This is a genomic window from Stenotrophomonas muris (assembly GCF_052751275.1).
This window is the reverse complement of record NZ_CP199879.1, coordinates 1,324,258-1,350,340: the sequence shown is the minus strand read 5'-3', so window position 1 is coordinate 1,350,340 and position 26,083 is coordinate 1,324,258. Positions and strand designations below refer to the sequence as shown.

The 26,083-nt window shown below is 67.5% G+C and carries 22 protein-coding genes; 11 read left to right on the top strand and 11 right to left on the bottom strand.

Going from position 1 to position 26,083, the window contains the following annotated elements; all coding sequences use genetic code 11:
• The first annotated feature begins 53 nt into the window (after positions 1–53).
• Positions 54–1,772: a sensor domain-containing diguanylate cyclase gene (locus ACUVWL_RS06055; protein ID WP_126412308.1), complete on the top strand. Its 1,719-nt coding sequence runs from the start codon at positions 54–56 to the stop codon at positions 1,770–1,772.
• On the opposite strand, the gene xth is transcribed toward ACUVWL_RS06055, so the two are convergent.
• Positions 1,773–2,567 (bottom strand): exodeoxyribonuclease III, encoded by a 795-nt coding sequence (gene xth, locus ACUVWL_RS06050; RefSeq protein ID WP_014647270.1) that lies wholly within the window; start codon positions 2,565–2,567, stop codon positions 1,773–1,775.
• A gap of 159 nt (positions 2,568–2,726) precedes the next feature.
• Between xth and ACUVWL_RS06045 the strand changes: the two genes are divergently transcribed.
• Positions 2,727–4,313 (top strand): alpha-amylase family glycosyl hydrolase, encoded by a 1,587-nt coding sequence (locus tag ACUVWL_RS06045; protein WP_445978925.1) that lies wholly within the window; start codon positions 2,727–2,729, stop codon positions 4,311–4,313.
• On the opposite strand, the gene ACUVWL_RS06040 is transcribed toward ACUVWL_RS06045, so the two are convergent.
• Positions 4,283–5,269: a TIGR03885 family FMN-dependent LLM class oxidoreductase gene (locus tag ACUVWL_RS06040; protein WP_134808910.1), complete on the bottom strand. Its 987-nt coding sequence runs from the start codon at positions 5,267–5,269 to the stop codon at positions 4,283–4,285. The two genes, ACUVWL_RS06045 and ACUVWL_RS06040, sit on opposite strands and share 31 nt — an antisense overlap.
• A gap of 59 nt (positions 5,270–5,328) precedes the next feature.
• Between ACUVWL_RS06040 and ACUVWL_RS06035 the strand changes: the two genes are divergently transcribed.
• The 3 genes from ACUVWL_RS06035 (at position 5,329) to ACUVWL_RS06025 (ending at position 7,280) form a co-directional block, all read left to right on the top strand.
• The gene (locus ACUVWL_RS06035) at positions 5,329–5,712 is read left to right on the top strand and encodes a sensory rhodopsin transducer (RefSeq protein WP_014647273.1); all 384 of its coding nucleotides are present in this window, start codon (positions 5,329–5,331) and stop codon (positions 5,710–5,712) included.
• Between the two features lie 101 nt (positions 5,713–5,813).
• A complete protein-coding gene (locus ACUVWL_RS06030) occupies positions 5,814–6,680 on the top strand; it encodes a glucose 1-dehydrogenase (RefSeq protein ID WP_032962699.1) in 867 nt (288 codons plus the stop codon).
• Positions 6,681–6,686: 6 nt separating this feature from the next.
• Entirely contained in the window at positions 6,687–7,280 is a 594-nt protein-coding gene (locus ACUVWL_RS06025; RefSeq protein ID WP_014647275.1) for a mechanosensitive ion channel domain-containing protein, read from the top strand.
• Positions 7,281–7,394: 114 nt separating this feature from the next.
• Here the strand turns inward: ACUVWL_RS06025 and ACUVWL_RS06020 are convergent, their stop codons facing one another.
• A complete protein-coding gene (locus tag ACUVWL_RS06020; RefSeq protein ID WP_445978924.1) occupies positions 7,395–9,338 on the bottom strand; it encodes a MacB family efflux pump subunit in 1,944 nt (647 codons plus the stop codon).
• Positions 9,339–9,340: 2 nt separating this feature from the next.
• The gene (locus ACUVWL_RS06015) at positions 9,341–10,522 is read right to left on the bottom strand and encodes an efflux RND transporter periplasmic adaptor subunit (RefSeq protein WP_049439599.1); all 1,182 of its coding nucleotides are present in this window, start codon (positions 10,520–10,522) and stop codon (positions 9,341–9,343) included.
• Between the two features lie 237 nt (positions 10,523–10,759).
• Between ACUVWL_RS06015 and ACUVWL_RS06010 the strand changes: the two genes are divergently transcribed.
• The 4 genes from ACUVWL_RS06010 to ACUVWL_RS05995 all read left to right on the top strand — a co-directional run bounded on the left by ACUVWL_RS06010 (position 10,760) and on the right by ACUVWL_RS05995 (position 14,292).
• Positions 10,760–11,326, top strand: a complete 567-nt coding sequence (locus ACUVWL_RS06010; protein ID WP_262225088.1) for a hypothetical protein — start codon at positions 10,760–10,762, stop codon at positions 11,324–11,326.
• Positions 11,327–11,378: 52 nt separating this feature from the next.
• Positions 11,379–12,095 (top strand): response regulator, encoded by a 717-nt coding sequence (locus ACUVWL_RS06005; RefSeq protein WP_288496409.1) that lies wholly within the window; start codon positions 11,379–11,381, stop codon positions 12,093–12,095.
• Positions 12,096–12,098: 3 nt separating this feature from the next.
• Positions 12,099–13,175, top strand: a complete 1,077-nt coding sequence (locus tag ACUVWL_RS06000; RefSeq protein WP_445978923.1) for an ATP-binding protein — start codon at positions 12,099–12,101, stop codon at positions 13,173–13,175.
• A gap of 190 nt (positions 13,176–13,365) precedes the next feature.
• A complete protein-coding gene (locus ACUVWL_RS05995) occupies positions 13,366–14,292 on the top strand; it encodes an ABC transporter six-transmembrane domain-containing protein (RefSeq protein WP_445978922.1) in 927 nt (308 codons plus the stop codon).
• A gap of 511 nt (positions 14,293–14,803) precedes the next feature.
• Here the strand turns inward: ACUVWL_RS05995 and ACUVWL_RS05990 are convergent.
• Positions 14,804–15,892 (bottom strand): DNA glycosylase AlkZ-like family protein, encoded by a 1,089-nt coding sequence (locus ACUVWL_RS05990; protein WP_445978921.1) that lies wholly within the window; start codon positions 15,890–15,892, stop codon positions 14,804–14,806.
• 104 nt (positions 15,893–15,996) lie between these two features.
• A complete protein-coding gene (locus ACUVWL_RS05985; RefSeq protein ID WP_014647283.1) occupies positions 15,997–16,581 on the bottom strand; it encodes a TetR/AcrR family transcriptional regulator in 585 nt (194 codons plus the stop codon).
• A 258-nt stretch (positions 16,582–16,839) separates the two neighbouring features.
• On the opposite strand from ACUVWL_RS05985, the gene ACUVWL_RS05980 reads away from it, so the two are divergent.
• The gene (locus ACUVWL_RS05980; protein WP_445978920.1) at positions 16,840–19,035 is read left to right on the top strand and encodes a TonB-dependent receptor; all 2,196 of its coding nucleotides are present in this window, start codon (positions 16,840–16,842) and stop codon (positions 19,033–19,035) included.
• Between the two features lie 131 nt (positions 19,036–19,166).
• Here ACUVWL_RS05980 and ACUVWL_RS05975 read toward each other — a convergent pair whose 3' ends face one another.
• Positions 19,167–19,523, bottom strand: a complete 357-nt coding sequence (locus ACUVWL_RS05975; RefSeq protein ID WP_032962681.1) for a hypothetical protein — start codon at positions 19,521–19,523, stop codon at positions 19,167–19,169.
• A gap of 462 nt (positions 19,524–19,985) precedes the next feature.
• A complete protein-coding gene (locus ACUVWL_RS05970) occupies positions 19,986–20,651 on the bottom strand; it encodes a TraX family protein (RefSeq protein WP_241886882.1) in 666 nt (221 codons plus the stop codon).
• Positions 20,652–20,765: 114 nt separating this feature from the next.
• Here ACUVWL_RS05970 and pip point away from each other — a divergent pair, with 114 nt between their 5' ends.
• Complete coding sequence (gene pip, locus ACUVWL_RS05965; protein WP_445978919.1) at positions 20,766–21,713, top strand: prolyl aminopeptidase; 948 nt, start codon at positions 20,766–20,768, stop codon at positions 21,711–21,713.
• A gap of 57 nt (positions 21,714–21,770) precedes the next feature.
• On the opposite strand, the gene ACUVWL_RS05960 is transcribed toward pip, so the two are convergent.
• Genes ACUVWL_RS05960 through ACUVWL_RS05950 form a run of 3 tightly spaced genes read right to left on the bottom strand, consistent with a single transcriptional unit; the run spans position 21,771 to position 26,048 of the window.
• Positions 21,771–22,973: a hypothetical protein gene (locus tag ACUVWL_RS05960; protein WP_445978918.1), complete on the bottom strand. Its 1,203-nt coding sequence runs from the start codon at positions 22,971–22,973 to the stop codon at positions 21,771–21,773.
• Entirely contained in the window at positions 22,970–25,489 is a 2,520-nt protein-coding gene (locus tag ACUVWL_RS05955) for a TcfC E-set like domain-containing protein (RefSeq protein ID WP_445978917.1), read from the bottom strand. The genes ACUVWL_RS05960 and ACUVWL_RS05955 overlap by 4 nt, the downstream gene beginning before the upstream one ends.
• 58 nt (positions 25,490–25,547) lie before the next feature.
• Positions 25,548–26,048, bottom strand: coding sequence for a CS1 type fimbrial major subunit (locus tag ACUVWL_RS05950; protein WP_014647290.1), 501 nt, complete (start codon positions 26,046–26,048; stop codon positions 25,548–25,550).
• Between the last annotated feature and the right edge of the window lie 35 nt (positions 26,049–26,083).

Genomic DNA, 26,083 nt, shown 5'->3' with positions numbered 1-26,083 from the left:
TAGCGCCAGCCAGCTGCCGCAACCGCCCTCGCTACCCAGCCCTGAAAAGCGCCATGGACGAAGCCGAACGTCTGCTCGAAATCGAACGACTGCACCTGCTGGATACGCCCCCCGAGCCGGTGTTCGATGCCATCGTCGCCGCCGCCCGCGCCGCGACCGGCATGACCATGGGGCTGATCACCGTGGTGGCCGAAGACCGGCAGTGGTTCAAGGCCAATATCGGGCTGGAGGCCGTCACCGGAACGGCCCGCGAGATCTCCTTCTGCACGCATGCGATCCGCCACGACGAGCTGTTCGAGATACCCGACGCGCGCCAGGACCCTCGCTTCTCGACCAATCCCCTGGTGACCGCCGGGCCGCGCATCCGGCATTACGCCGGCATCCCGCTGGGCTCGGCCCATGGTGCACGCATTGGCACGCTGTGCCTGCTCGACCCGATGCCCGGCGTGCTGTCCCCCTCCCAGCGCGAACTGATGGTGCATCTGGCGCGGGTCACCACCCAGGTGCTGGAACAGCGCAGTACCCTGATGGCGCAGGTTGGCCAGGCGAAAGCGCTGCATCGCGAGCTGAAACGCAGCGAAGACTTCCTGGAGCGGACCAACCGCGCCGCCCGGGTGGGCGGCTGGGAGATGGACCTGGTCACCAACGAAGTGCGCTGGACCCGCGAGACCAAGCAGCTGCACGGCGTGCGCAGCAACTTTGAACCGACGCTCGACACCGCGCTGTCGTTCTACCGCGAAGACAGCCGCAACATCATCCGCGCGGCCGTGCAGCGTTGCATCGACGAAGGCACGTCCTGGGAGGTGCAGCTGCCAATGACCACCGCCGACGGGCGCGCGATCTGGACCCGGGTGGTCGGCAGCCGGCAACAGGTCGACGGCCATCCGCGCCTGGTCGGGGCGATCCAGGACATCACGGACGAGCGAGCCGCGCTCGACGCGCTGGAAGCGAGCGAGACCCGCTACCGGCGGCTGTTCCACTACAGCCTGGGCCTGATCTGCACCCACACGCTGGACGGGACATTGACCTCGGTGAATCCCGCGGCGGTGCAGTCGCTGGGCTTCGAGGAAAGCCAGATGGTCGGGCGCAGCCTGTGCGACCTGATGCCACCGGAAAAACGCGAGGGCTTCAAGGCCTACCTCGCTCGGATCCAGGCAAACCACACCGACGCTGGCGTGATCGAGCTGATTGCCGCCGACGGTACGCGCCACTACTGGGCGTACCACAACGTGCTCGACAGCGAGGCCAGCCCGCCCTACGTGCTGGGGCATGCACAGGACGTCACCGCGCTGAGGATGCAGGAGCAGCAGCTGCGCGAAATGTCCTTCAAGGATCCCCTCACGCAGTGCTACAACCGGCGTTACCTGCACCGGCTGGATGAACTGATTGATGAGCGCTGGGCCTGCGTGATGTTCGATCTGGACCACTTCAAGCACATCAACGACACCCAGGGCCACCGCCGCGGCGACGCCGTCCTGGTCGAGTTCGCCACCTTCCTGCGCTCGCCGCTGGGCAAGGAGGAGACGGTGGTGCGGCTGGGCGGCGACGAATTCATGGTGGTACTGGTCGCGCCCGCGGATGGCCGGTTGAGCGAACTGGAGCACTGGTACCAGGACCACGCTGCGCTGTCGCCCAGCGCTTTCTCGATGGGTGCAGCCATCAATACGGCCGGTGAGCCCGTGGCCGACACCATCCAGAAGGCGGACAGCCGCCTCTACCGGACCCGCGCGCGCGTGCGCCGCGAGCGGCGCGAAGGCCCTGCCGTGCGTTGATCACGCCGCCCGCACCGTCACCCACGTCGGCGCGTGGTCGCTGGCCTTTTCCTGCAGACGCACCCAACGGTCGACGCCAGCGTCCTTCAGTCGCTCCGCCAGTACGGGATTCAACAGCAGATGATCGATGCGCAGCCCACGGTCGCGCTCGGCATGTTGGCGGAAATAGTCCCAGAAGGTGTAGATCGTGGCGTCGCCGTGCACCTTCCGCAGCGCATCGGTCCAGCCCTGCGCGAGCAGCCGCTCGAAGGCATCGCGAACCTCGGGCTGGAACAGCGCGTCGCGGCGCCAGGCCTTGGGGTCGTAGACGTCGGCTTCGGTGGGAATCACGTTGAAATCACCCAGCAGCAGCGCCGGGTGCGGCAGTTCGACCAGGCTGCGCGCATGCCGGATCAGGCGCTCCATCCAGCGCAGCTTGTAGTCGAACCTGGGCCCGGGCTGCGGGTTGCCGTTGGGCAGGTAGAGGGCACCCACGATGACCCCGTGCACCGCCGCCTCCAGGTAGCGGCTCTGCGTGTCGCTGGGCTCGCCGGGCAATCGGCGGCGGCTCTCGACCGGCGTGGTCCCGCGAGCCAGCAGCGCCACGCCGTTCCAGCGCGCCTCACCTTGCCAGAGCGCACCGTACCCAGCCTCCTCCAATGACGCAGCCGGAAACGCGGCGTCGGTCGCCTTCAGTTCCTGCAGGGCAACCACGTCCGGCGATTCCCTGTGCAGCCAGTCCAGCAGCTGTGGCAGGCGCGTGCCGATGCCGTTGACGTTGAACGTGGCAATACGAAGCGTCTTGCGTCGGGCCATGCAGGAAGCCTCCTCGGTGCCGGGAATGAGCATTCACTGTGCGCGCCCGGGCATGCACGGGCCGTGGATGCCACGTCATGATGCGGTGCCATTCGTTTCACGAACCGCTGCCACGCGCGACAGCAGGCTGGTCACCCGTGAACAGTGCCGGAGAAGCCCATGGCGGTGCGTCCGCTGCGCGCCATCTACCAGATCGACCCCTACCTGTTCCGCGACAGCGACGGCCGTGGCTGGGGCACGCTGGATGGCATCACGGAAAAGCTGGACTACCTGCAGTGGCTTGGCATCAGCCATGTCTGGCTGCTGCCGTTCTACTGCAACGCCGGCCGCGATGGTGGCTACGATGTCACCGATCACTACCGTATCGATCCGCGCCTGGGCGACCAGGCCGCGTTCCAGCGCCTGGTCGATGCCGCCGACGCACGTGGCATCGGCATCATCGTCGAACTGGTGATGCAGCACACCGCCAGCGCGCACCCGTGGTTCGTCGCCGCGCAGCAGGGTGACCCGGCCTGGCGCCGCTGGTACCTGTGGAGCGACCACATGCCTGACGACGGCCTGCAGCCGATGTTCCCGCCGATCGAGGCCTCTGTCTGGACCTGGGATGCCGAGGCCGGCGCTTTCAACCGGCACATGTTCTACCGGCACGAGCCGGACCTCGACCTGGCCCATGCGCCGGTACGCGAGGAACTGCTGCAGGTAATGACGTTCTGGCTGCAGCGCGGCGTGGCCGGCTTCCGCGTCGACGCGGTCCCGTACATGGTCGAGCGCGCCCGCCACGCGGACCCGCGCGACGACGGGCTGTGGCTGCTGGAGGCGATGCGCGCCACGGCAGACGCGCAGCAACCAGGGCTGCCACTGATCGGCGAAGCGGATGTCCGCGCGTCCCGCTACGGTGACTTCCTGTGCCACGGGCGGCGGCTTTCGCACCTGTTGGATTTCCACCTCAACAATCACTTCTTCCTGGCACTGGCACGCGGCGATGCCAGCGAAGTGGCCCGGGTCATGGCCGAATACGGCCCGCACGCGCCGCCGGACACACGCATTGCCTGGCTGCGCAACAATGATGAACTGGACCTGGAGCAGCTGGAGCCGGATGAGCGCGAAGCGGTGATGGAACGCTTCGCTCCTGAGCGTGGCATGCGCATCTATGGCCGTGGCATCCGCCGTCGGCTGGCACCGATGCTGGACGGCGACATCGCATGGCAGGCGATGGCCTGGGCGGCGCTGCTGTCGCTGGGCCAGGTGCCGGTGGTGCGCTATGGCGAAGAGATCGGCCTCGGTGATTGCCTGGAGCTGCCCGAACGCAATGCCGTGCGCATGCCGATGCACTGGCACGGTGGCCCAGGGGCTGGGTTCACCGACCAACCGCGGCATGCCTGGCGCGCGCCACCGGCGGATGGCCCCTACGGTTACCGCACGGTGAATGTCGAGGCGCAACGCGCGATGCCGGGCTCACTGCTGCTGCGGGTGCGCGAGCTGCTGCAGCAACGCAATGCCCATCCCGTGCTGCAGCAGGGGCCACACACGCTCGACCCACCCTCACCCGCGCTGCTGATGCTCCGCTTCGGTGAGGCACCCCATCAGGCACTGGCACTGATCAACTTCGGCGACAACCCGGTTGAGGTGGACGTACCCCTGCACGGCCCGCTGCACACGCTGGTGGGCCACGGCGCCAAGCTGCAGGGTCGCCGCTGCTACCTGCAGGGCCATGGCTATACGTGGCTGGCTGCCGAGGGTGCCTGAGTGCGCAGCGCAGGCAGTACGTGTTCGGCGAAGTCGTCGATGAAGCGTTCCTGCTCGCGGTTCACGTTGTGCAGGTAGATGCGATCGAACCCCAGGGACTGCAGCTCCTGCAGCCAGGCCCGATGCTGGCCCAGGTCTGCCGAGACATGCACGTGCTCGCGCACCACCTCGGCGCTGACCGATCGGGCCTGTGCTTCGAACTGTTCGGGCTGGTCCAGGCCTTCGGCCAGTTCCGGCGGCAGCACGTTGGCGCTCCACTGCTCCATCGCGCCTTCCAGCGCCGCCTGTTCGGCGCGCGCGTAGGAGAGCTTGGCCTGCAGGTACATCGGCTTGCCCCTGCCGCCGCCGTCCTCGAACGCCGCCACCACACGCCGCAACTGCGCCAGTGGCTGGCTGATGGTGATCAGGCCATCGGCCCAGCCCCCCATCCAGCGTGCGGTTTCCTCGGTGACGGCCGCCCCCAGCAGCGGCAGGGGAAGCGCCGGGCGACTGTAGAGCCGTGCCTGGCGCACCCGGAAGTCACCGTCGTGGTCGACCTGCTCGCCGCCCCACAGCCGCCGCATCACCTCGGCCGCATCGCGCAATGCCTTCTGCCGCTCGCGCTTGGCTGGCCACGGCTGGCCGGTGATGCGCTCGTTCAGGGCCTCGCCGGTACCCAGCGCCAGCCAGATCCGGCCCGGCGCCAACTGTTCCAGCGTCGCCGCTGCCTGTGCCACCAATGCCGGGTGCTGGCGCAGCATCGGGCAGGTCACCATGCCCAGGGTCAATGCGCTCTGCACCGCCAGCGCGCCGGCCCATACCCAGCTGTGGCCGGACTGCCCTTGCGCAGTCGTCCACGGGTGGAAATGGTCCGAGCACATCAAAGCCTCGAATCCCGCCTGTTCGGCGCGCAGCGCCAGGCCCAGCAAGGTGGCGGGCGGGAACTGCTCATGCGATGCGTGGTAGCCGATGGTCATCACGGATTCCGTGCGGGGACTGGACACGATGGCAACACCCCTCCAGCTAAAACGGCGTCATGGAAACGAACACCTCCTGCATCGGGCATCGACGCTGGGCTATCGCCGAAGGCTACATTCCAGCCTGGAGCAACGGCCCGTCGCCGGAGATGCAGAGTCACGAAACCTGCTGCGTCCTCAATGCGGGCAACGAGGACGCGCATGTCACGCTGACCCTCTACTTCGAGGACCGCGATCCTGTCGGTCCCTACCGGATCACCGTGCCAGCACGACGCACCTGCCACCTGCGCTTCAACGACCTGCAGGATCCGGCGCCGGTACCACGCGGCACCGGCTTCGCCACCCTCATCGAATCCGACCAGCCGATCATCGTGCAGCACACGCGGCTGGATTCACGGCAGCCGGCCAACAGCATCATGACCACGATCGCCCATCCGTTGTGAAGCACCGTGCGCAGTCGTCCACGCTGCCACGACACCGCGCCCTCCGGCCGTTTACCCGCGCCGAGCGAGACTGCCGCCAGGTTCCCTTTCGGAGAGTGACGATGGCCCTGCCCGACTACCCACGTCCGCCGTTCCCGGCGCAGCAGCAATCCTTCCCCGGCAAGACCGCGCAGATGCAGCCCCGGCCGGACCACGGCGAGGACAGCTACCGCGGCCATGGCCTGCTGCAGGGCAAGAAGGCACTGATCACCGGCGGTGACAGCGGCATCGGCGCAGCGGTGGCCATCGCTTTCGCGCGCGAGGGTGCCGACGTCGCCATCGCCTTTCTTGATGGCGAGCAGGACGACGCCCGCCATGTGCAGCAGCAGATCGAACAGGCCGGGCGCAAGGCCGTGCTGGTGCCCTGTGACATCAGCGACCCGGCGCAGGCGCGCTCGCTCGTCGACCGCGTGGCCAGCGAGCTGGACGGTCTCGACATCCTGGTCAACAACGCGGCCTACCAGCGCTACTACGAACACTTCGACGACATCACCCTGGATGACTGGAAGCGGACGTTCGATACCAATGTCCATGCCGTGTTCAATCTGACGCGGTTGTGCGTGCCACACCTGCGCGGTGGCGGCGCGATCATCAACACCGCATCGGTCAATTCCAAGCGACCGACCCCGAACATCCTTCCGTACTCTGCGACCAAGGGCGCCGTCGCCAACCTGACGCTGGGGCTGGCGGGCCTGCTGGCCGAGCACCAGATACGCGTCAACGCCGTGCTGCCCGGCCCGATCTGGACACCGTTCATTCCGGCAGGCATGGCCTCCGAAGAGGTCGAGCAATTCGGCTCGCAGACGCCGTTCGGCCGCCCCGGGCAGCCCGCGGAACTGGCCTCGGCCTACGTGATGCTGGCTTCGGACAGCGCCAGTTATACCTCCGGTGCCTTGCTGACCATCTCCGGCGGCGCGGCAACGCTGTGACCGCCCATGGCCGGACTGCCTGCCTGGATCGCGGATTGGCTGCTGGTGGTGGTACCGGTGGCCGAGGTGCTGGTCATTCTCGGGGTGGCCTGGCTGATGGTGCGTGCGCTGGCGTGGCTGCTCGTGCAGGCCCGGCAGCGCGGCAGGCTGGCTCCAGAGCTTCATGTAGGCCTGCGCCGCGGCGGTGCTTTGCTGCTGTATCTGGCGGCTGCGCTGCTGATACTGGAGCGACTTGGCGTTTCGCGCTCGGTGCTGTGGACCGCGCTGACCGGGTTCATGGCGGTCGGCGCGGTGGCGTTCTTCGCAGCATGGAGCGTGTTGTCCAACCTGTTCTGTTCGTTCCTGATCGTGGCTACGCGTCCGTTCCGCATCAACGACACGATCGAAGTGCTGGAAAGCGTGGACAAGCCGGGCCTGTGCGGCCAGGTGGTGGACATCAACCTGATCTACACCACGCTGAGTGACCGTGGCGAAGGCGCGCGCGGTTGTCTGCTGCGCGTGCCGAACTCGTTGTTCTTCCAGCGCATCACCCGGCACTGGGGTGACAGCGGCTATTCGCAGCTGCCGGGCAGCCTGCCGATAAAGGGCAAGGTGCGCTGAGTCGCTGTAGAGCCGAGCCCATGCTCGGCTCGCTGCGCGCAGCGCAGGGTGCGTCGCGGCCGAACGGAGCGCAGCCGAGCGTGGGCTCGGCTCAAGGTGCCACAGCGGGCGACCCTACTCCGCTGCCAATGCCTGGATCGGGTCCAGCCGTGCGGCGTTGCGTGCCGGGAAGTAGCCGAAACCGAGCCCGATCGCAGACGAACATGCCAGCGCGGCGAGCACCGGCCCTGGCGTGAACAGGAAGGGCACCCCCAGCGACAGCAGGCTGGACAGCGCACCCACGGCGAAGGCCAGCAGTACGCCCAGCACGCCACCGGACAGGCAGATCAGCACCGCCTCGATCAGGAACTGGCGCAGGATGTCGCCCTGCCTCGCCCCCACCGCCAGCCGCACGCCGATCTCGCGCACGCGCTCCTTCACCGACACCAGCATGATGTTCATCACGCCCACGCCGCCAACCACCAGCGCCACCGCCGCGATCGCCGAAACCAGCGCCGCCATGGTCTGGCTGGATTTCATCACCGCCTTGCGGATCTGGTCCGAGTTGTAGATGAAGAAATCGCGACGACCATGCAGGCGCTCCAGCTCGGCGCCCAGCGAGGCCTCGGCGGCATTGGTGGGTACGTTGTCGCGTACGCGCACGGTGATGCTCTCCAGGCGCTGGCTGCCCAGCAGCCGGGAGGCAGCCGACGTATAGGGAACGTAGACGGTTGGCGTGGCCCCACCGGCGAATGCATTGGCACCCACCACGCCGATCACCTCGACCGGCATGCCGCCCAGCAGCACCGTGCTGCCGACGGGGTTGCCAGTGAACAGTGCCTTCGCTGCCTTCTGGTCGACCACGCCCACTGCCCGATGCGCCTCCACCTCGGCATCGGTGAAAAACCGGCCGGCCTTCAGGCGAAGCCCGCGCACGCGCGGCAGATCGGCACCGGCGCCCAGCACCTGCGTATTGGCTCGTCGGCCGCCCTGCAGTGCTGCTACCGAACCGCTGAGGTTGGGGCTGACACTGTCCACGTAACTCAGGGCGGCCAGGTGATCGGCATCGCCTACCACCAGCGTTTCGATCTCCGCCGAGCGCGGGTCACCGAAATCGGCGCCCGGGAAGATCTCCAGCGTGCTGGCGCCCAGCGCGCTTATCTGCGCCTCGACCTGCGCCTGCGCGCCTTTGCCCAGCGCAACCACGGTCACCACCGCGGCCACGCCGATGATGATGCCGAGCATGGTCAGCAGGGTGCGCAGGCGATGGGCCAGCATCGAACGCACCGCCATGCGCGTCGCCTCGCGCACGGCATCGATGCGGGCGCGCCGCTCGGTAGCCGCCGTGGGTGTGCGCCCCGGTTCGTCCGCACGCCGCCGCACCGAAGGGCCGCGCTCCTGGCGATCCGCCACCACACGCCCATCGGCGATCTCGATCACCCGTGACGCGTGGGCAGCAATCGCCGCATCGTGGGTGACCAGGATCACGGTATGGCCCTGCGCATGCAGGCGCTTGAGCTCCGCCATCACCTGCCTGCCACTGGCATGATCCAGCGCGCCGGTCGGCTCATCGGCCAGCACGATCGCGCCGCCGTTCATCAGCGAGCGTGCGATGGAGACGCGCTGCTGCTGGCCGCCGGACAACTGGCTGGGCCGGTTCGCGGTCCGCTCGCCCAGGCCGAGCGTTTCCAGCAGCAGGCGGGCACGCGTGGTGCGCGCATCGGCCTCCACCCCCGCATAGACGGCGGGCAAGGCCACGTTCTCGGTGGCACTGAGGTTCTCCATCAGGTTGTAGCGCTGGAAGATGAAGCCGAAGTGCTCGCGGCGCAGGCGCGCCAGCTGGTCAGGCGACATCTGCTCGGTCGCAGCCCCCTCCACGCGGTAGCTGCCTTCGGTCGGCCGATCCAGGCAGCCCAGGATGTTCATCAGCGTGGACTTGCCCGAACCCGAGGGGCCGATGATGGCGATGAACTCGCCGGCATCGATGCGCAGCGAGACCTCCTTCAGCACCACCACCTCGCCGGCGGCCGAGCGATAGGCGCGGGATACGCCCTTCAATTCCAGCAGTGCGTCGGCCATGCTCACATCCCCAGCAGGCTGGTGGGTTCGGCATCGCCACCGCTGGGCGCCTGGCCGACCACCACGTTCTCGCCCGCTTCCAGGCCAGAGAGGATCTGCACGGCGGTGGCGGTGCGCAGGCCGGTAGTCACAGCGCGCTCGTGGGCGCGGCCTTTCGCATCGACTACCCGCACGGTTGCGCCGTTGCCGTTCTTGTCGTCGGACTCGCTCAGGGCGGTCAGCGGCACCTGCAGTGCATTGGCCACGCGTGCCAGCTGGATCGTCACTTTCACCGTCATCGAAGGCTTCAGCATCAAGCCCGGATTGGCCACGTCGAACAGCCCCGCGTAGTACACCGCTTTCGGCGTCTGCGCCGATCCGCCGCTGTTGCCGCTGGACGCGTCGGCAATCGACGACGGCGCTGGCTCAAGCTGCTGCAGGTGCGATTCATAGCGGCGCCCGCTCGGTCCCAGCGTCGAGAACCACAACGGTTGGCCGGGTGCGATCAGTTCCACGTCAGCCTCGGCGATCTCGGCGCGCACCGTCATCGTGTCCATCTGTGCCAGCATCACGATGGTCGGCGTGGTCTGCATCGAGTTCAGCGTCTGCCCCGCCTTGGTGACGATGGCCACGATGTAGCCCTCGGACGGCGACACGATACGCGTGTAGCCCAGGTTGATGCGGGCGGTTTCCACCTGGGTCACCGCTTGGTCGATCTGCGCCTGCAACGCAGCGGCATCCGCGCGCGCCGCATCGCGCGCCACACGTGCCGCTTCGAAGCCTTCCTGCGAGACCAGCCGCGACGCCACCAGCTGCGACTGGCGATCGTACGTGCGAAGGGCCTGGCGGTAGCGCGCCTGGCTGGCCGCATGTTGCGCACGCAGCGCGTTGGCGGCGGCTTCGGCACTGCGCAGGGCAATGCGCTGCGGTTGTGAATCCACTTCGGCAATCAGGTCGCCGGCCCGCACGTGCTGGCCCAGCACCACATGCAGGCGCGTGACCTGCCCGGAGACCTGCGCGCCCACGGCCACCAGTTCTTTCGGATTGACCCGGCCGACCGCCTGCACGGTCTTTTCCAGACCGGCGACCCTTGCCGGTGCGGTGATCAACGCGGCATCCTCGCCATCGGCAAACGCCCACCAGCAACCGCCGCCGGCAAGAACGGCCAGCGTTGCGGCAATGATCCAGGTCCTGCGGTTGTTCATCGAAACTTCCGGGGGTGCGTGCAGTCGCCCGGTGCGACCGCCAGGGCCGCAGTCTGGAAGCCCCAGGTGGATGTTTCTTGGAGCCGCTGTGGAGATTGGATGGAGACGCGACCGCCGTTCAGGGACCGCGTCGGCCGCTGAATCCATGGCGCGGCTCCACGCAATCTCGACACAATCTCGACCAAGTCTCCATCAACGGTCGCTAGCCTCGGCGGCCTCGCCGACTGCCAGCCTGCCGTGCCCCTTTCCTACCCGGACCTGCCACCCCTCGATGTGCGCCGTGCCTACCTGGCGTGGTGTGCGCCTTCGCCGTGGTTGATCGCACTGGTGCTGGCATCGACCAGCACATGGATGTGGGTCGCACCGTATCCGCGACTGCCGTTGCTGGCCGGCTTCGGGGCCGCCGCCCTGCTGGGGTTCCGCAGTGACGGGCCCGGACGCACCCGCCGCTCCGGGTCGCTCGCATCGCTGGCCTTGATCGGCCTGGCGTTCTGGTCGGCAACACCTCCGGCCGCCAACGTCAACCTGCATCTGCTGCTTGCGCCCGCCACCGCCGTGGTCGCCGCCCTGCTGGCAGTGCGCCTGCGCGCCATCGTGGGCATGGCCTCGCGGCTGCAGGCCCGGGTGAACGCCACCCCCATGGCCTCGCGCTGGAACGCGCTGCCTGCCGCGGTGTCTACCCTGACGCTGCAGCAGCTGCGCGGCGCGGGTTCGGTGGACCCCAGCCTGCAGCGCTCGCTGGTGCTGGCCACGCTGGCCTGGGCGGCCAACGAAGAGGCGCAGGCCAGGGAACGCCGACGATGACCCCGCCCCTGTCCCGCCCTGCCCGCCCTTGGCCTCGAACCTGCCGCTCGCAATGAAATACCAACCCCGTAACCGACAGCTCCCCTTGGTGCTGATTGCCGAAGATGAGGGCGAAATCGCCGAGATCCTCGGTGCCTACCTGGCCCGTTCCGGCCTGCGCAGCGCCCGCGCCGCCGACGGCGAAGCAGCCCTGGCCAGCCATCGCCAGCTGCGCCCGGACCTGGTGCTGCTGGATGTGCAGATGCCCAAGCTGGATGGCTGGCAGGTGCTGAGCGAACTGCGGCGTCGCGGCAACACGCCGGTGATCATGCTCACCGCGCTCGACCAGGACGTGGACAAGCTGACCGGCCTGCGTGTGGGCGCTGACGACTACGTGGCCAAACCATTCAATCCCGCTGAGATCGTTGCACGCATCCAGGCCGTGCTGCGCCGCAGTGCCCGCAGCGTGGCCGAAGAACCCACCGGGCTGATCCGCCAGGGCCCGTTCGAGATCGACCTGCGCAGCCACGAAGTGACGGTCCGCAACGGCGAGCAGGCGCACGCACTGAACGTCACCCTCACCGAATTCCGGCTGTTGGTGCACATGGCGCGCGCGCCGCGCCAGGTGCATGCGCGGGTGGACCTGCTGCACGCCTGCCTGCCCGAGGGCGATGCGCAGGAGCGCACCGTCGACAGCCACGTCAGCAAGCTGCGGCGCAAGCTCGAGGATGTCGGCGTGATCGGCATTCCCGCCACCATCCGTGGCGTCGGCTACCGCTTCCTGGACTGAATGATGACTGCGAAAGGCAAGAGCATCGGCCGCCAGATCAGCCTGTCGATCACCGTGGCCTCGCTGTGTTCGACGGTGCTGTCGATCAGCGGCTTCTACCTGTTCTACTACCTGCTGGAGGTGTTCTATCCGCGCTGGTATGACGAGCCGAAGTCCATGATGCCCTCCGGGCTGGAGTGGCTGTGGATCGGCCTGACCGCCACCGTGGTGGTGGCGTTGGCCACCCTGATCGCGTCTCGCCTGACCCGGCGCATCATCACCCCGTTGAATTCGGTGGCCGCAAGCCTGCGTCGCGTGGCCAGCGGTGACCTGGAGGCGCGCGCGCGCGGCGGCGACACCTCGATGGCCGAGGCCGCCACGCTGGTCAACGACTTCAATTCCATGGCCGAGCGGCTCAGCCGGATGTCCGAGAACCGCGTGTTCTGGAACGCGGCCATCGCACACGAACTGCGCACGCCGATGACCATCCTGCGTGGCCGCCTGCAAGGCATCGCCGAAGGTGTATTCGAGCCGGGCCCCGAGCAGTTCAACAGCATGCTCACCCAGCTGGAGGGACTGACCCGCATCATCGAGGACCTGCGCGTGGTCAGCCTGGCCGAGAGTGGCCACCTGGATCTGCGCCTGCAACGCAGCGACGTCAGCGTGCAGGTGGCGGCGGTGGTGGAGGCGATGTCCGAGGCGCTGACCGAAAGCGGCTTCTCGGTGAGCCTGGACGCGCGGCCGTCGCTGGCGGACTGCGATCCGGCCCGCATCCGCCAGGCGGTGCTGGCATTGCTGGAGAACGCCCGTCGCCATGCCATCCCCTGCCCGCTGCGGGTGCGCGTCACCCTCGCTGAGGGGCAGTGCGCGGTGGCCGTGGAAGATGGTGGCCCCGGCGTGCCGGACGACCTGCGCGACAGCATTTTCGAAGCCTTCCAGCGCACCGATGTGTCGCGCTCACGGCAGAGTGGGGGCTCAGGTCTCGGCCTGGCGGTCGTGCGTGCGATTGCCGTGGCCCATCACGGAACGGCGCAGTGCCGAGCTACCGAGCGTGGCGGCAGTTCGTTCGAGATCCGCTGGCCGGTGCACGTGCGCCGTTGAGGCCGTAGACGCTGCCCTGGCAGCGGCCCACCTTGGTGGGCACCACGCGCGTGGCTGAACGCCGCCGATTTCTCCACGCAATCTCCATCATCCCTCCATGCCCGCTCCAAAGGGCTGCAGATACTGGGCGCGACCCGGCAGATGGCAGGCATCCGTCCCCTGCCCTGTCCCCGACCCCCCCAGGCATCCCATGGAACTCCCCCACGATCCAGCGGCCGCCGCCGGCAGCATCGGCCAGCAGAATGTGGCCGCCACGCTCAAGGCCATCCTGCGCACCTACCCCTGGCAGCTGACCGGCACGTTCTCGCTGGTGGCGCTGGAGAACACCCTGCTGCTGGCCTATCCGTTGTTCGCCGGCTTCGCGGTAGACGCGATCATCAGCGGCAACATCGGCCATGCCATCTCCTATGCCGGCGTGGTACTGCTGTTCTGGCTGGTGGGTGCCGCCCGTCGGGCGGTGGATACGCGCACCTTCACCCGCATCTATGCCGATCTGGCAGTGAGCGTGGTGCAGGCGCAGCGCCGGTTGGGCCAGGCGACGTCCACTTCGGCGGCACGCGTGGTGCTGGCCCGCGAGTTCGTCGACTTCTTTGAAAAGCACGTGCCGATCATCGCCACCGCGCTGGCATCGATGTTCGGTGCGGTGGCCATGCTGCTGGCGATCGAGCCGATGGTCGGTGCCGCTGGCCTGGTCACCCTGCTCGGCGCCCTGCTGGTGCCGCCCTCGTTCGCACGCCGCAACGAGCAGTTGCACGGCCGACTGAACAACCGCCTGGAACACGAAATCCGGCTGGTCGACCGGGTCAGCCCCTCGGTGCTGCGCCGCCACTACACCACGCTGTCGCGCCTGCGCATCCTGCTGTCCGACCGCGAAGCCGGCGCCTATGTGGTGATCGGGCTGGCTGCCGCGGCATTGTTCGCGCTGACCATCGGCCGCCTTGCCACCAGTGAAGGCGTTACACCGGGCCACGTCTACGCGGTGATGACCTACCTGTGGACCTTCGTCGGCAGCCTGGACGATGCGCCGTCAATGGTGGATCAGCTTGCGCGGCTGAAGGATATCGGCCGCCGTGTCAGCCCCGGCATGGACGATGCGGACCACAAGGGCGCCGCTTGACCGGTCGCTGCCCACCTTGGTGGGCACCGATGAAAGCCAGCGCCAACCAAGGTTGGCGGCTGCCGGGCCTGAGCAGCGTTGCTCTGGTAGCTGCCCACCTTGGTGGGCACCGATGAAAGCCAGCGCCAACCAAGGTTGGCGGCTGCCGGGCCTGAGCAGCGTTGCTCTGGTAGTTGCCCACCTTGGTGGGCACCGATGGAAGCCAGCGCCAACCACGGTTGGCGGCTACCAAACCTGAGCGGTGCTGCTCTGGTAGCTGCCCACCTTGGTGGGCACCGACGGAAGCCAGCGCCAACCAAGGTTGGCGGCTACCGGGCCTGAGCGGTGTTGCTCTGGTAGCTGCCCACCCTGGTGGGCACCGACGGAAGCCAGCGCCAACCAAGGTTGGCGGCTACCGGGCCTGAGCGGTCTTGCTCTGGTAGCTGCCCACCTTGGTGGGCACCGATGGAAGCCAGCGCCAACCGAGGTTGGCGGCTACCGGGATCGATAGATACCCATGCGCCGTTTGGCGCTACAGGAACTCCGCCATGCGCTGCAGCTCGTCGTCCAGCGCGCCACGAAATACCTTGTCGCGGGCCAGCGACTTGCCGGCATAGCCCACGCTCGACACCAACTCACCCTCGCGCACGCTCAAGTTGGCCCAGCCCACCACCTGCTCATGCCACAACACCGGCAGTGCGTAGTAGCCGTACTGGCGTTTCGGTGCAGGCGTGTAGGCCTCGAACTTGTACACCCAATCCCACAACAGCTCGAAGCGGCGGCGGTCCCACACCACCGGATCGAACGGCGCCAGCAGGCGCACCTGCTCATCCGGTGCATGGCGGCGCGAGCGCGGATTCTCGTCCGCCGGCCAGTACCAGGTGGTGCCTTCCAGCGTGCAGCTGGCCAGTTGTTGCTTGGCCAGCGCCAATGCCTTTCGGGTCTGCTCGGCCAGGTGCGGCGCGCCATAGCCCAGCAGGCGCACCAGATAGGTCAGGCTGGCCGAGGGCAGCGGCGCGTACTTGCGCACCACCAGGTCGATCAGGGCGGCGGCACGTTCGATCTGCGCCTGTTCGCTGGAGTCGGGCTCGGCATGATCGGCCACCGCATAGATGCGCGTGCCGCTGTCGCGCCGCTGCACCCGCAGCATCCCGCGGTAGTGCATGCCATCCAGCAGATGCGTGCTTGCGTTGCTGGTGCCGCCCCAGTAGTTGGTCACCCGCCCATGCGCAAAGGCCTGGTCGACCTCGCGCGGGTGCACGCTGCCACGCTCGCGCACAAAGGCCAGCACGTCGGCCGCACGGCGATGGGTCTCGGCATCCCACTCGCGCTTGGAAACCCGTGGGTGCATCAGCGCCAGATGCTCGCGCGGCAGGAAGCCGTAGTTCACCAGGCAATCCTCTTCCACCGGCAGACGCGTGTAGCGGCGCTCAAGATCGCCCGCGCGGTAGTCCTTCACCCGGTGGCGCAGGGTCAGGTCCTGTGCGCGTGCCGGTGCGCGGATCGGGTCGGCCTGCACGAAGCCCAGCCGCCGGATCGCGGTCAGCAGCGTGGTCGGCTTGAACAAGGTGCGCGCCACCGCGTAGCGGCGAAGGTCATCGAGAGTGGGCGTGGCAGGCATGGCCGCATTGTATTCTCGACACTACGCGATCCGTCCAGTAGAGCCAGGCCACGCCTGGCTGGCGTCATGGTGAACGGCCGCGATCATCCACGCATGGCGTGCATCTACCGAAGCCGCGATACCTCCAGCGAACCGATCACCAGGGCCCGCATGCCCTGCTTGAACTCGGTGATCACCTGCCCTTCTTCGTCATCCGCAATCGCGTAGATGGTGTCGGCGCCGGCGATGCAGTAGAACGCGATCGTGGCCAGCAGCCAGCGCGCCTTGTCCACCGGCAGGCCGAACACCTCGGCCACGTGCGCCTGGTGCGAGGCGATCTTTTCCAGCATCGGCGCGGTCGCCACCGTGCGCCGCAGCAGGTAGGGCGGTAGCCCGGGATGCGCCTTCACCACTTCGCACAGCGACTCCACGAACCCCATCAGATAGGCCTCCAGCCCACCCGGTGCGTCGACCGACGCGCGCGGAATCTGCCAGCGCTGGAACACCGCCTCCGCCACCAGGCGCTTCAACGCCTCCAGGTTGGCCACGCGCTTGTACAGCGCTGCCTGGGTCACCGCCAGTTCGGCGGCCACGTTGGCCATGGTCAGGTTGGGCAGGCCCAGGCGGATGCCGATGTCGGCCAGACGCTCCGGGGTGATGGTGGGCGGGCGGCCACGGGTCGGCGCCGTTGGATCGGGGTGCGTGCTCATACGGTGCCTGCTCTTACGGTGCGCGTCCATACCCTGCTGAGGGTGCCAGCAAAGGGACCCTCTTGTCCGCTTCGACTGATTTAGTTTACTTTACTCAACTAATTCGGAATGCGTCCGCCGCGCACCCGTAACCGAGCCCATGGCTCACCTCCCGCCAGGTCCCCACCCAGCCAACAACCCTGCGCTGCGCCCTTTCCCCGTGCTTGCCGTCGGCAGCGCGCCAGGCGCGCTCGCGCCTGCGATTCACAGGACTCTGGCATGACCGTTTTCAACTTCACTTCTGCACAGCATCGCGCTGCCGCCGCATCCTCCGGCCTGATGTATTCGCCGGGCATGGTCCGGCGCTACCGGGTGTCCGCCCTCGCGCTGGGGCTGCTGGCCTCGTTCGCCGCGCTGGCCGACGCCGCGCCGTCCACCCTTCCGTCGGTGCAGGTGCAGGAACAACGCCGGGTCACTGCAGACTATGCGGGCGGGCAAGTGGCTGCCGGCAGCCGCGTCGGCCTGCTCGGCGACAAGGATTTCATGGACACGCCGTTCAATACGATCAGCTACACCGAGTCCTTCATCCGCGATCGCCAGGCCAAGGACCTGACCGACGTCATTGCCGCCACCGACCCCACGGTGTTCAGCAACGGCGTCACCGGTGCATGGAGCGAGAACTACGCGATCCGCGGCTTTGCCTCCAACACCAGCGACACCACGTTCAATGGCCTCAGCGGCATGGCGCCCTACTACCGCACCTCGCCGGAAATGTTCGAGCGCATCGAGGTGCTGAAGGGACCGTCTGCGCTGCTCAACGGCATGCCGCCGGGCGGCTCGGTCGGTGGCAGCGTCAACCTGGTGCCCAAGCGCGCAAGCGAGCAACCGCTGCTGCGGGTCAGTGCCAACTTCGCCTCCGATGCGCAGTTCGGCACTCACGTGGATATGGGCCGTCGCCTCGGCGCCGACAGGCAGTTCGGCATCCGCTTCAACGGTGCCTACCGTGATGGTGACGGCGCCGTCGGCAAGCAGCGCAAGAAGGTACAGCTCGGTTCGCTGGCACTGGACTGGCGCGGCGAACGTATGCGGCTGTCGGCCGATCTGTACAGCGCCGACGACCGCGTTGACGGCCCGGCGCGTGGCGTCGGCCTGGCACCGGGCGTGGCCATTCCGCGCCCGCCACGCGGCGATACGCTGATCAACCCGGATTGGGCCTACGTGGACAGCCAGGACAAGGGCGCGATGGTGCGCGGAGAACTGGATGTCAACGATAGCCTGATGGCCTACCTCGCGTACGGCACCAGCAGGACCGACTACCGCTACAACGGTTCGATCAGCGCGCAGATCCTCAATCCAGCCGGCAACTTCACCACGGTGATCGGCCAGCTCGCCTTCGACATCAGGAAGCAGTCCGCAGATGCCGGCCTGCGCGGTTCCTTCCACACCGGCAACGTCGGCCACCAGTGGGCCGCCAACGTGACCCACTACCAGCACACCCAGAACGACTACGGCCGGCGCAGCGTACCCGGCTGGGACTGGACCACCAATCTGTACAACCCAGTGTGGGGCCCGGCGGCGCCGTTCGTGGCACCGCACATCTCGCATACCGAGCTGACGCTGGACAGCCTCGGCTTCGCCGACACCCTCGCCTTCGCCGATGACCGCGTGCAGCTGACGCTGGGCGTGCGCCGCCAGCAGGTGGTCAGCGAGACCTTCAACGTGTCCACGGGTGCACGCACCTCGCGCTACGACGAGAGCGCCACCACGCCGGCAGCGGCCCTGCTGGTGAAAGCCACCGACGCGATCTCCCTCTACACCAACTACATCGAAGGCCTCAGCCAGGGCGCCACCGCGCCGATGACCGCCGCCAATGCCGGCGATGTGTTCGCACCGTTCCGCACCAGGCAGAAGGAGCTGGGCCTGAAGCTGGACCTGGGCAGCTTCGCGCACACCTTCAGCGTGTACGAGATCAAGCGACCGAACAGCTACACCGACCCGGTCACGAATATCTTCTCGTTTGGCGGCGAGCAACGTAACCGGGGCGTGGAATGGGGCTTCTTCGGCGCACCAATGGACGGCGTGCGCCTGCTCGGTGGAGCGGCCTATGTGCAGCCGAAGCTGACCCGCACGGCCGGTGGCGTGAATGAAGGACGCATCGCCACCGCCGTGGCGCAGCGGCAGGCCAAGCTGGGCGTGGAATGGGATGTGCCGACCTTGCAGGGCCTGACCCTGACCGGCAATGCCACGGCGATGTCGAGGCAGTACATCAGTGCCGACAATAGCCTGTCGGTGCCGGGGCGTACGTTGTTCGACGTGGGGGCGCGCTACAGCACCACCGTGGCGGGTCGATCGCTTGCGCTGCGGGCCAGCGTGAACAACGTGACCAACAAGTCGTATTGGGGCATGCCGTTGTTGTCGAGCCTGGCGCTGGGTGCACCGAGGACGGTGCTGGTGTCGGCAACGATGGATTTCTAAGCTGGCGTGGAACCCCTGTAGAGCCGAGCCATGCTCGGCTCCGTTTCGTCCGCTGAGCCGAGCATAGGCTCGGCTCTACAGGACGTCGGGCAATCCGCGAACGGCATCCACGCATGGCGTGGATCTACGTGTCATTCCGGATGCAGGCGATAGATGGCGTGGCTGGTCAACGCCAATGCCGCCAGCTTCAGCCCTTCCATTACGCGATCGCCCACGTACTGTTCCGGGCCGCCATTCTGGCGGGCGCGTTCGGCCGCCAGCAGGATCTCCTGCACGATACGCAGCCCGGCCAGTGCACCGTCGGCGTCGGCCAACGCCAGGCACCGGCCCGGCAGCTGATGGCGCTCGGGCCAGGGCTGGCCGTCGGCAGCCGCGCCCAACCCGATGCGATGCAGCAGGGCCGTCAGGTTGTTGGGATCGGGCGGGATGTCGTGCCCCTCATCGGCATTGGCCGGGGCGCGCTGATGGGGAAACTCCGATGCGTTCATGGCAGGTCTCCGTGCAAGGCATGCGGGACCACCACCCTTAACAATCAAGGCGGCGGACGGTGCGTGGCTGGAATCCGGTGGTTGCGTGAAGACAGTCCGGTAGGCACGCTTGCGCGCGCCTCCACGCACCGCCCGCCATAAGGCGCGGACGGGTTGTCAGCCGGCGCCGCACAAGGCGACGCCGGCTGACAAGCGCGAACAACACAACCAGCGGGGATTCCAGCCCCCGGCCATCCTTTTTCGATGGCACCCCATCATGTGCACAACGGGGTGGCAGGCGCCAACAACCCAAGTGCAAAGACAGCAACGTTCACGCAGTGGCCGCATTGTCGCATATCGACAATCGAGCCGAAGATTCAACAACTTGCGCCACGCCAACGGCGGCGTTCCCCACCCGCATCGGCACCACGCGTTCCTTGACCGCATCCGGCTTTCAAGACGCGCGACACGCCAGTTCCGACATTACACAAGCAGATGGGCAATCAACGCCAGCACCGCCAGATGTCCCACGTAGTACCCATAGAACACCCAGCGCCAGCGCGGCAGTTGCCACGGCACCCGCGTCGCCAGCACGACCACCGGAACGGCCAGCAGTGCCCAGCCGTTGTGGTTGGCCCAGCACGCCGCCGCAAGCGCGACCAGCAGCGGCCACCACGCCCGATGCCGGAACGCGATCCAGGCCAGCAGCACGGCGCCAACGCCGGCCCACTGGTAGTCCACGAACATCGGCAGCACACCGGCAGCCAGCAACAGCAGCACAGGCCGATGGCTCGCAAGCGCATGCACGGCCACCGCCGCCAAGGTGAAGGTGAGCAGGATGTTGAGCGGCAGCCAGGAACCGAACGCGAAGGCGTGCAACGGCTGCGCGATCAGCCCCCATAGCGCGAGCCGGCGCATCGATTTGCGCAGGTCGGCGCCCGGCTGGGCCAGGTTGCAGGCCATCACCAGCGCGAACAGCGGGAAGGCGATACGCCCCAGTTCGCTGACCACCGGCACGTAGCCCCCGAACACCACCTTGGCCACGTGGTCGCCGGTCATGGCCAGCAGCGCGATCCACTTCAACAGCTCGCGCGCGCCGCTGCCGAGGCTGAGTTTGAACGTGGACGTCCCGGTCGTGGTCGCTTGCATCGCGGAAGCTTATGCGCATCGGCCAGCGCATTTCCAGCGCCGCGCAGGAGCTCGCCACTGCAAGCCGTAGATGGCGGCGCTATGCTGGCCGCCCCTGCTTGTGAGACACCCGCCATGCGCACCCTGTACCCGGCCATCGAGCCCTACCGCGAATTCGCCCTGCCGGTGAGCGATCTGCACACGCTGCATATCGAAGAGTGCGGCACGCCGGAGGGCATTCCGGTGGTGTACCTGCACGGTGGCCCGGGCGCCGGTATCTCGCCGACCCATCGGCGCTTCTTCGACCCGGCGCGCTACCACATCGTGCTGATCGACCAGCGCGGCAGCGGCCGTTCCACGCCGTTCGGCGAGCTGCGCGACAACACCACGCAGGACCTGGTGGCGGACATCGAAAAGGTGCGTGAGCACCTGGGCATCGAGCGCTGGCTGGTCTATGGCGGCTCCTGGGGCTCCACGCTGTCGCTGGCCTACGCGCAGGCCCATCCGGAACGCGCCACCGGCCTGATCGTGCGTGGCGTGTTCCTCGGTCGTGAGATCGAGAACCGCTGGTTCGCCGAGGCCGATGGCGGTGCGCGCTGGATCTTCCCGGAGCGCTGGGACCGCTACGAGGCTTATATCCCGGAAGCCGAGCGTGGCGACATGATCGCGGCCTACTGGGCGCGCATGGATGGCCCGGATCAAGCAACCCGTATCGAAGCCGCGCAGGCCTGGTTGGGCTGGGAAGACAATGCGGCCACCCTGCAGCACGACGTGGATGCCGAATCCACCGATGATCCGCTGGATACCCTGGCGAAGGCCCGCATCGAAGCGCACTACTTCCGCAACGGCATCTTCCTGGAGCCGGACCAGCTGCTGCGCAACATCGATCGCATCCGCCACCTGCCCGGCGTGATCGTGCAGGGGCGCTACGACATCATCTGCCCGCCGCGCAGCGCGTGGGACCTGGCCAAGGCTTGGCCGGAAGCGCGCCTGGAGATGGTGACCTCCGGCCACAGCGCCAACGAGCCGGCCACGGTCGATGCGCTGGTGCGGGCGACGGATGCCTTTGCCGACCGGTTCTGAACGCCTGGGATAGTGCCGGCCGCTGGCCGGCACCCCGCAACACACTCCCGCGTGCGACTACGGGTTGGCGTCAAACACCACGGTCATGTTGCCCTCCCAATGCGAGCCTGGCGCCTTCAGCATCTCTGTTACGGCGTCCCGCCCTGCGGTGAACCGCAAGGTCGACCGCCGCTGCATCAGATAGCCATCCGGTGTGAAGCGCGGCGCCTGTGCGTCGTCGGGCGACAGCGGTGTATCCTGCGCCGGGCGCCCATCGCGCAGATTGCGCATGCCGGGCAGGGTGACGTCCACATCCACCGGTACAACCTCCCCAAGCGCGTGGTTGCGAATGCCGCAGCGAGTGCCTGCGTCGTGCTCACAGCGCAGCTTCATGCTGAAGTCCATCGAGCTGGTCAGATGGAATGGCAGCTCCTGAAAGAGGCGTGTCGGGGCACGGCCCTGATCGGTCCACTGCGCCCAACCTGCCTCCGGCGCCAGGTGCACCTGCGGATTTTCGCTCGGGAAACGCACCTGGAACTGGTGGGATACCGTGAAGCGGAACTTCAACGTGATCGGCTCGGTCGTGACGTCATCGCCAAAGTCGATGTCGCTGCCCGCGCCTCCCGCACTGTAAGTCAATTCTCCTTCATACACACCGTCGTTCAGCGACAGCGGCGAAGGCGCGGTTATAAGAAGGCCCAGACCAAACCAGGACATCGCATAGTCGGCCGGCTGCGGCAGAGCGGTATCCGACTGCGACCAGCACGGTGTTGGTGCCTCGGGTCTTCTGACAGTCCATCCGAATCTGACATACGACGCGGTTCCAGCCGTATGCACGTAGCTGCATCCTCCCAACACGGTTCGTGTGAATACTGGATTGGTGCCACCTCCTGGCGTCACCTGGCCACTGACAGTGGCGATCGTAATCCGGACTTCCGCTTCGGTACCGGTCGTGGTGTTCCGCAGCATGACCGTTCGAGGGGCGGGCAATATGAGATAGAAGCGCTTGCGAACATCACCGTTGTGTTCGTAGGTTTTGCTCCACTGCAATGGAACGTCGATGGAGTAGGCGCCATCCTCCGTGCAGAACTCTGGGCGCCACGAGCAGTAGGTGCCGCGCGGCGTTGTATTACGGAAGACCATCCGGCCCGGGTCCAGGGCTGACGGGGCAAACTCTGCCGTGACCAGCACTTCTGCCGCAGGCGCCTGCGTTGCTGACCCCATCCCAAGCGCGATCAGCGCCGCGCCTCGCAGCGCCGCCATCAGCGAGCGGATTCTCATTTCGTATGCTCCTCGGTTCTCGCGATCGACGGCGGGCATCCCGTCGCCCCCACCATCAACACATCTCCTTCCCTGGGGTAGCGCCCCTCCTCCATCGTCAGCGTGCAGCTGACCAGGTTGGGGTAGCGCAACTCCACCACCGGCGCACGGGCGCTCAGTTCAAGGGTAAAGAATCCATCCTCCTGGCTGACGCTGCGGCCGGCGTGGTTGATCACCTGCACGCCGCGCACACCGTTGCCGTCTGCATCCAGTACCTGGCCCATGACGGTGAAGGTGCGCAGCACGTCCAGCGTGGCATGCATCACGCCGCCCTTGTTGAGGTGATAGCTGACGACCGAGGGCTGCAGCGTTGCCGACGGCGCATGCCGCCCCTGAAAGTCGAACTGCACGTGGCCTGCGCGATACGCGGCCACCGGGACGAAGTTGCGGCCCGGGCGCAGCGCAACGCCGCCGCCGTGGCTGTCGTCCGCACGCAGGGCAAGATCGGGATAATCGCTGCGGACATCGACAATCAGCCCGGTGTCGGCGCTTCTGCCGCGCCCCTGCCCCAGCACGGCGGCGCGCCCACCGCCAATGACCACGGTGCTGTCGAGGTTGGCGGTGCCGCTGATGCGGCCCGACGCCGCGCCGCGGTAGACCTGCATGTCACCCTCCACAAACGCGCTCTGCAGCGAGGCACCCGCGCCTGCGCCCAGCCCGCCCCGTTCGGCGGTGACCGTGCCATTCACGCTCTGCAGTACGGCGCCGTCCACGCGCTGTGTGGAGGAGGCGGTCACATAGGTATCGCGGCGACCGGCATCGCCGGTGCGGCTGCCCAGGCTGCCGCTGTAGCTGCGTTGATCGCTGCCCAGCGAGACGCTCACCGTCAGGTCGATCCCGCGTTGCCGCCGATAGCCCGTGTAGCGGGCGCCGGGGCGGTCATAGGCGGAAACGCGCCAGTTGACATCGTGCTTGCCGAACACCGTCTCCCGGCGCCCGTAAGAGACATCGATGCCGGTCCCGCGGGTGAAGCCCGAACTGCGGGCCACGCGCAGGCTGGCAGTATCACGGTGCCCGAAACGATGCGTGATCGAGACGGCCGTCGTGTCCTGCCAGCCGCCGCGTGTCTCCCAGCGTGGGGCGCCGCTGTCGTCTGCCACGACGCGCTCGCGCTGCTCCACCCAACCGCGCGCATGGTTGGCCACCACCGAGCCGGCACGATAGCGGTACAGGCCCTGCAGGTCCACGCCGCGCCCGGCGTCGCTGGAGGTATAGACATTGGTGTAGGTGCTGAAGCGGTCACTGGCCTGCCAGTCCATCGACACACCCGCCGCATGCCGCGCGCCGATCCGCTGCACGGTGGCCCCGGCCACCGCACGGGAATGCAACAGGTAATTGACCACGGCACCGGCCGCGGCGCCGCCCTCGCGGGCGCTTCCGGCGCTGGCCAGCAACCCGCGCTGCTGCCCTGCGAACGCGCTGTAGCGCCACCGCCGGCTGGGATCCTGCCAGCGGCTGGGCTTGTGGATGGAGGCGCTTTCGCGGGACGCTTCTCGACCGTCCTGGACCACCCGCAGTTCCACATCGTAGATGCCGCCGGGTAGCCGGCGCGTATCGATTTCCTGGATGCCGGGCTTGACGGCCTGCGTGGACAGCAGGTTCCCGTCGCGATAGATCTCCACCACGCCTTCGCCGCTGGCGGTGACATAGACGGGATAGACACTGGGGCTTCGCGTATCGGCCAGGAGTACGTCCGAGGATCCGAACATCAGGCCCAGCGCCGTATCGTTCTGCGTACCCGGTGCCCGGGGCTGGCGCACAATGCCCTCGAAGGTGGGCAGGAAGTAGCCGGCGCGAACGAAATGATCGCCCAGTTCGCGCTGGGCATACAGGGCACTGAGGTAGTGCTCGCTGCTGCCGGGCTGGGCGTAGTACTGGTAGCTGCCAACCGTGCTCCAGTGGCCGGCACTGCCGCGCAGTTCAGCGCTGTAGCGTACGGTGGCCTGCTGTTCCTGGCCGCCGTGCACGGCAAGACTGTTGCGCACGATCAGCCCCCGGCTGCCCGCGTCCGGCAAGGCGATGTGGCGCCCCTCCTTCTGCGCGCCGGCAGGCGTCAGTACACTCAGCAGCGAGTTGGACAGACTGTAGTGCAGCGCTGCCATGCCCCGGCACTGCTGCCTGCATACGCCCAGCGCCATCGGTTCAGCGAGCTGCTCGCCCCAACGGGCACGCTCGGTCTGTGCCAGCCGGCTTTCGTGGCTGTCACCAAAGCCGATCACCTGCACCCGGTTGTCTTCGTGCAGCAGAACCTCGGCGTCACCCAGATACTGGCCGTCCAGCTCCACGCGCACGGTGAGCGGGTTGCCAAACAGGTGCTCGCGGAACTCGGCCGGCATGCGTTCGCGCTGCTGCAGCAGGCTGGGCAGCTCGCCCGGCGCGAGGCCGGCCGCATGCGCTGAGGTGGCAAGGACCACGGCACCGATCGCGGTCGCGAGTCGGGCCAGTCGGAATCGACGGTGGTTGGAGGACGAGAGCATGGGCGCTGTTCCGGCGTCCCCGCCGCATCATTGGATGCGACGGGGCGCCTGAAAGGACTCAGGGGGTGATGTCGCTTTCGAAGATCATGTGGAACTGGCCACCGTAGCTGCCCTGCTTGTAGCCACCCGACGGCGCGGTCGGCGCGATGGCGAAGGCCAGCGACTTGCCCGCGGCGGCCTGGGACGCGTTGGCAACAGTGATCTTGGCCGCGGCCGTTGCCGGAACCTCCACGTTGTCCAGCTTCACCACCAGGTCCACGACGTCTGCGGCCGACGCCATCTGTGCCGGCGACGTCAGGTAGGCGGTGATGGCAGCCGGCGACTTGATGTTGATGACGCGCCCGGTCAGTTCGCCCAGCGTTTCGCGCGCGGTGTCCCACGGCAGGTTCTGCGGCAGGCCTTCCCAGCCGTCAGGCGTGGACACCTGCAGGCCAGCGGTGTTCGGGACGTCGGCGGTCACGTTGACGGTGATCGACTTGGATTCGGTGGCTGCCAGGCTGACAGCCGGTGCGATGAGGGCTGCAGCGGCTGCAGCCAGGGCGTACTTCTTCAGGGACATGGAAATGCTCCGGGATCGGTGGATGGATACGATGG

Bases quoted from the DNA above. Each gene is read 5' to 3' on its own strand.
- ACUVWL_RS05980 (WP_445978920.1), top strand. From the start codon at position 16,840: ATGACCGTTTTCAACTTCACTTCTGCACAGCATCGCGCTGCCGCCGCA.
- ACUVWL_RS06025 (WP_014647275.1), top strand. From the start codon at position 6,687: ATGGCCGGACTGCCTGCCTGGATCGCGGATTGGCTGCTGGTGGTGGTA.
- ACUVWL_RS05985 (WP_014647283.1), bottom strand. From the start codon at position 16,581: ATGAGCACGCACCCCGATCCAACGGCGCCGACCCGTGGCCGCCCGCCC.
- ACUVWL_RS06015 (WP_049439599.1), bottom strand. From the start codon at position 10,522: ATGAACAACCGCAGGACCTGGATCATTGCCGCAACGCTGGCCGTTCTT.
- ACUVWL_RS06030 (WP_032962699.1), top strand. From the start codon at position 5,814: ATGGCCCTGCCCGACTACCCACGTCCGCCGTTCCCGGCGCAGCAGCAA.
- pip (WP_445978919.1), top strand. From the start codon at position 20,766: ATGCGCACCCTGTACCCGGCCATCGAGCCCTACCGCGAATTCGCCCTG.
- ACUVWL_RS06045 (WP_445978925.1), top strand. From the start codon at position 2,727: ATGGCGGTGCGTCCGCTGCGCGCCATCTACCAGATCGACCCCTACCTG.
- ACUVWL_RS06055 (WP_126412308.1), top strand. From the start codon at position 54: ATGGACGAAGCCGAACGTCTGCTCGAAATCGAACGACTGCACCTGCTG.
- ACUVWL_RS06020 (WP_445978924.1), bottom strand. From the start codon at position 9,338: ATGGCCGACGCACTGCTGGAATTGAAGGGCGTATCCCGCGCCTATCGC.
- ACUVWL_RS06035 (WP_014647273.1), top strand. From the start codon at position 5,329: ATGGAAACGAACACCTCCTGCATCGGGCATCGACGCTGGGCTATCGCC.
- xth (WP_014647270.1), bottom strand. From the start codon at position 2,567: ATGGCCCGACGCAAGACGCTTCGTATTGCCACGTTCAACGTCAACGGC.
- ACUVWL_RS05995 (WP_445978922.1), top strand. From the start codon at position 13,366: ATGGAACTCCCCCACGATCCAGCGGCCGCCGCCGGCAGCATCGGCCAG.
- ACUVWL_RS05990 (WP_445978921.1), bottom strand. From the start codon at position 15,892: ATGCCTGCCACGCCCACTCTCGATGACCTTCGCCGCTACGCGGTGGCG.
- ACUVWL_RS05960 (WP_445978918.1), bottom strand. From the start codon at position 22,973: ATGAGAATCCGCTCGCTGATGGCGGCGCTGCGAGGCGCGGCGCTGATC.
- ACUVWL_RS06040 (WP_134808910.1), bottom strand. From the start codon at position 5,269: ATGACCATCGGCTACCACGCATCGCATGAGCAGTTCCCGCCCGCCACC.
- ACUVWL_RS05950 (WP_014647290.1), bottom strand. From the start codon at position 26,048: ATGTCCCTGAAGAAGTACGCCCTGGCTGCAGCCGCTGCAGCCCTCATC.
- ACUVWL_RS05955 (WP_445978917.1), bottom strand. From the start codon at position 25,489: ATGCTCTCGTCCTCCAACCACCGTCGATTCCGACTGGCCCGACTCGCG.
- ACUVWL_RS06000 (WP_445978923.1), top strand. From the start codon at position 12,099: ATGACTGCGAAAGGCAAGAGCATCGGCCGCCAGATCAGCCTGTCGATC.
- ACUVWL_RS05975 (WP_032962681.1), bottom strand. From the start codon at position 19,523: ATGAACGCATCGGAGTTTCCCCATCAGCGCGCCCCGGCCAATGCCGAT.
- ACUVWL_RS05970 (WP_241886882.1), bottom strand. From the start codon at position 20,651: ATGCAAGCGACCACGACCGGGACGTCCACGTTCAAACTCAGCCTCGGC.
- ACUVWL_RS06005 (WP_288496409.1), top strand. From the start codon at position 11,379: ATGAAATACCAACCCCGTAACCGACAGCTCCCCTTGGTGCTGATTGCC.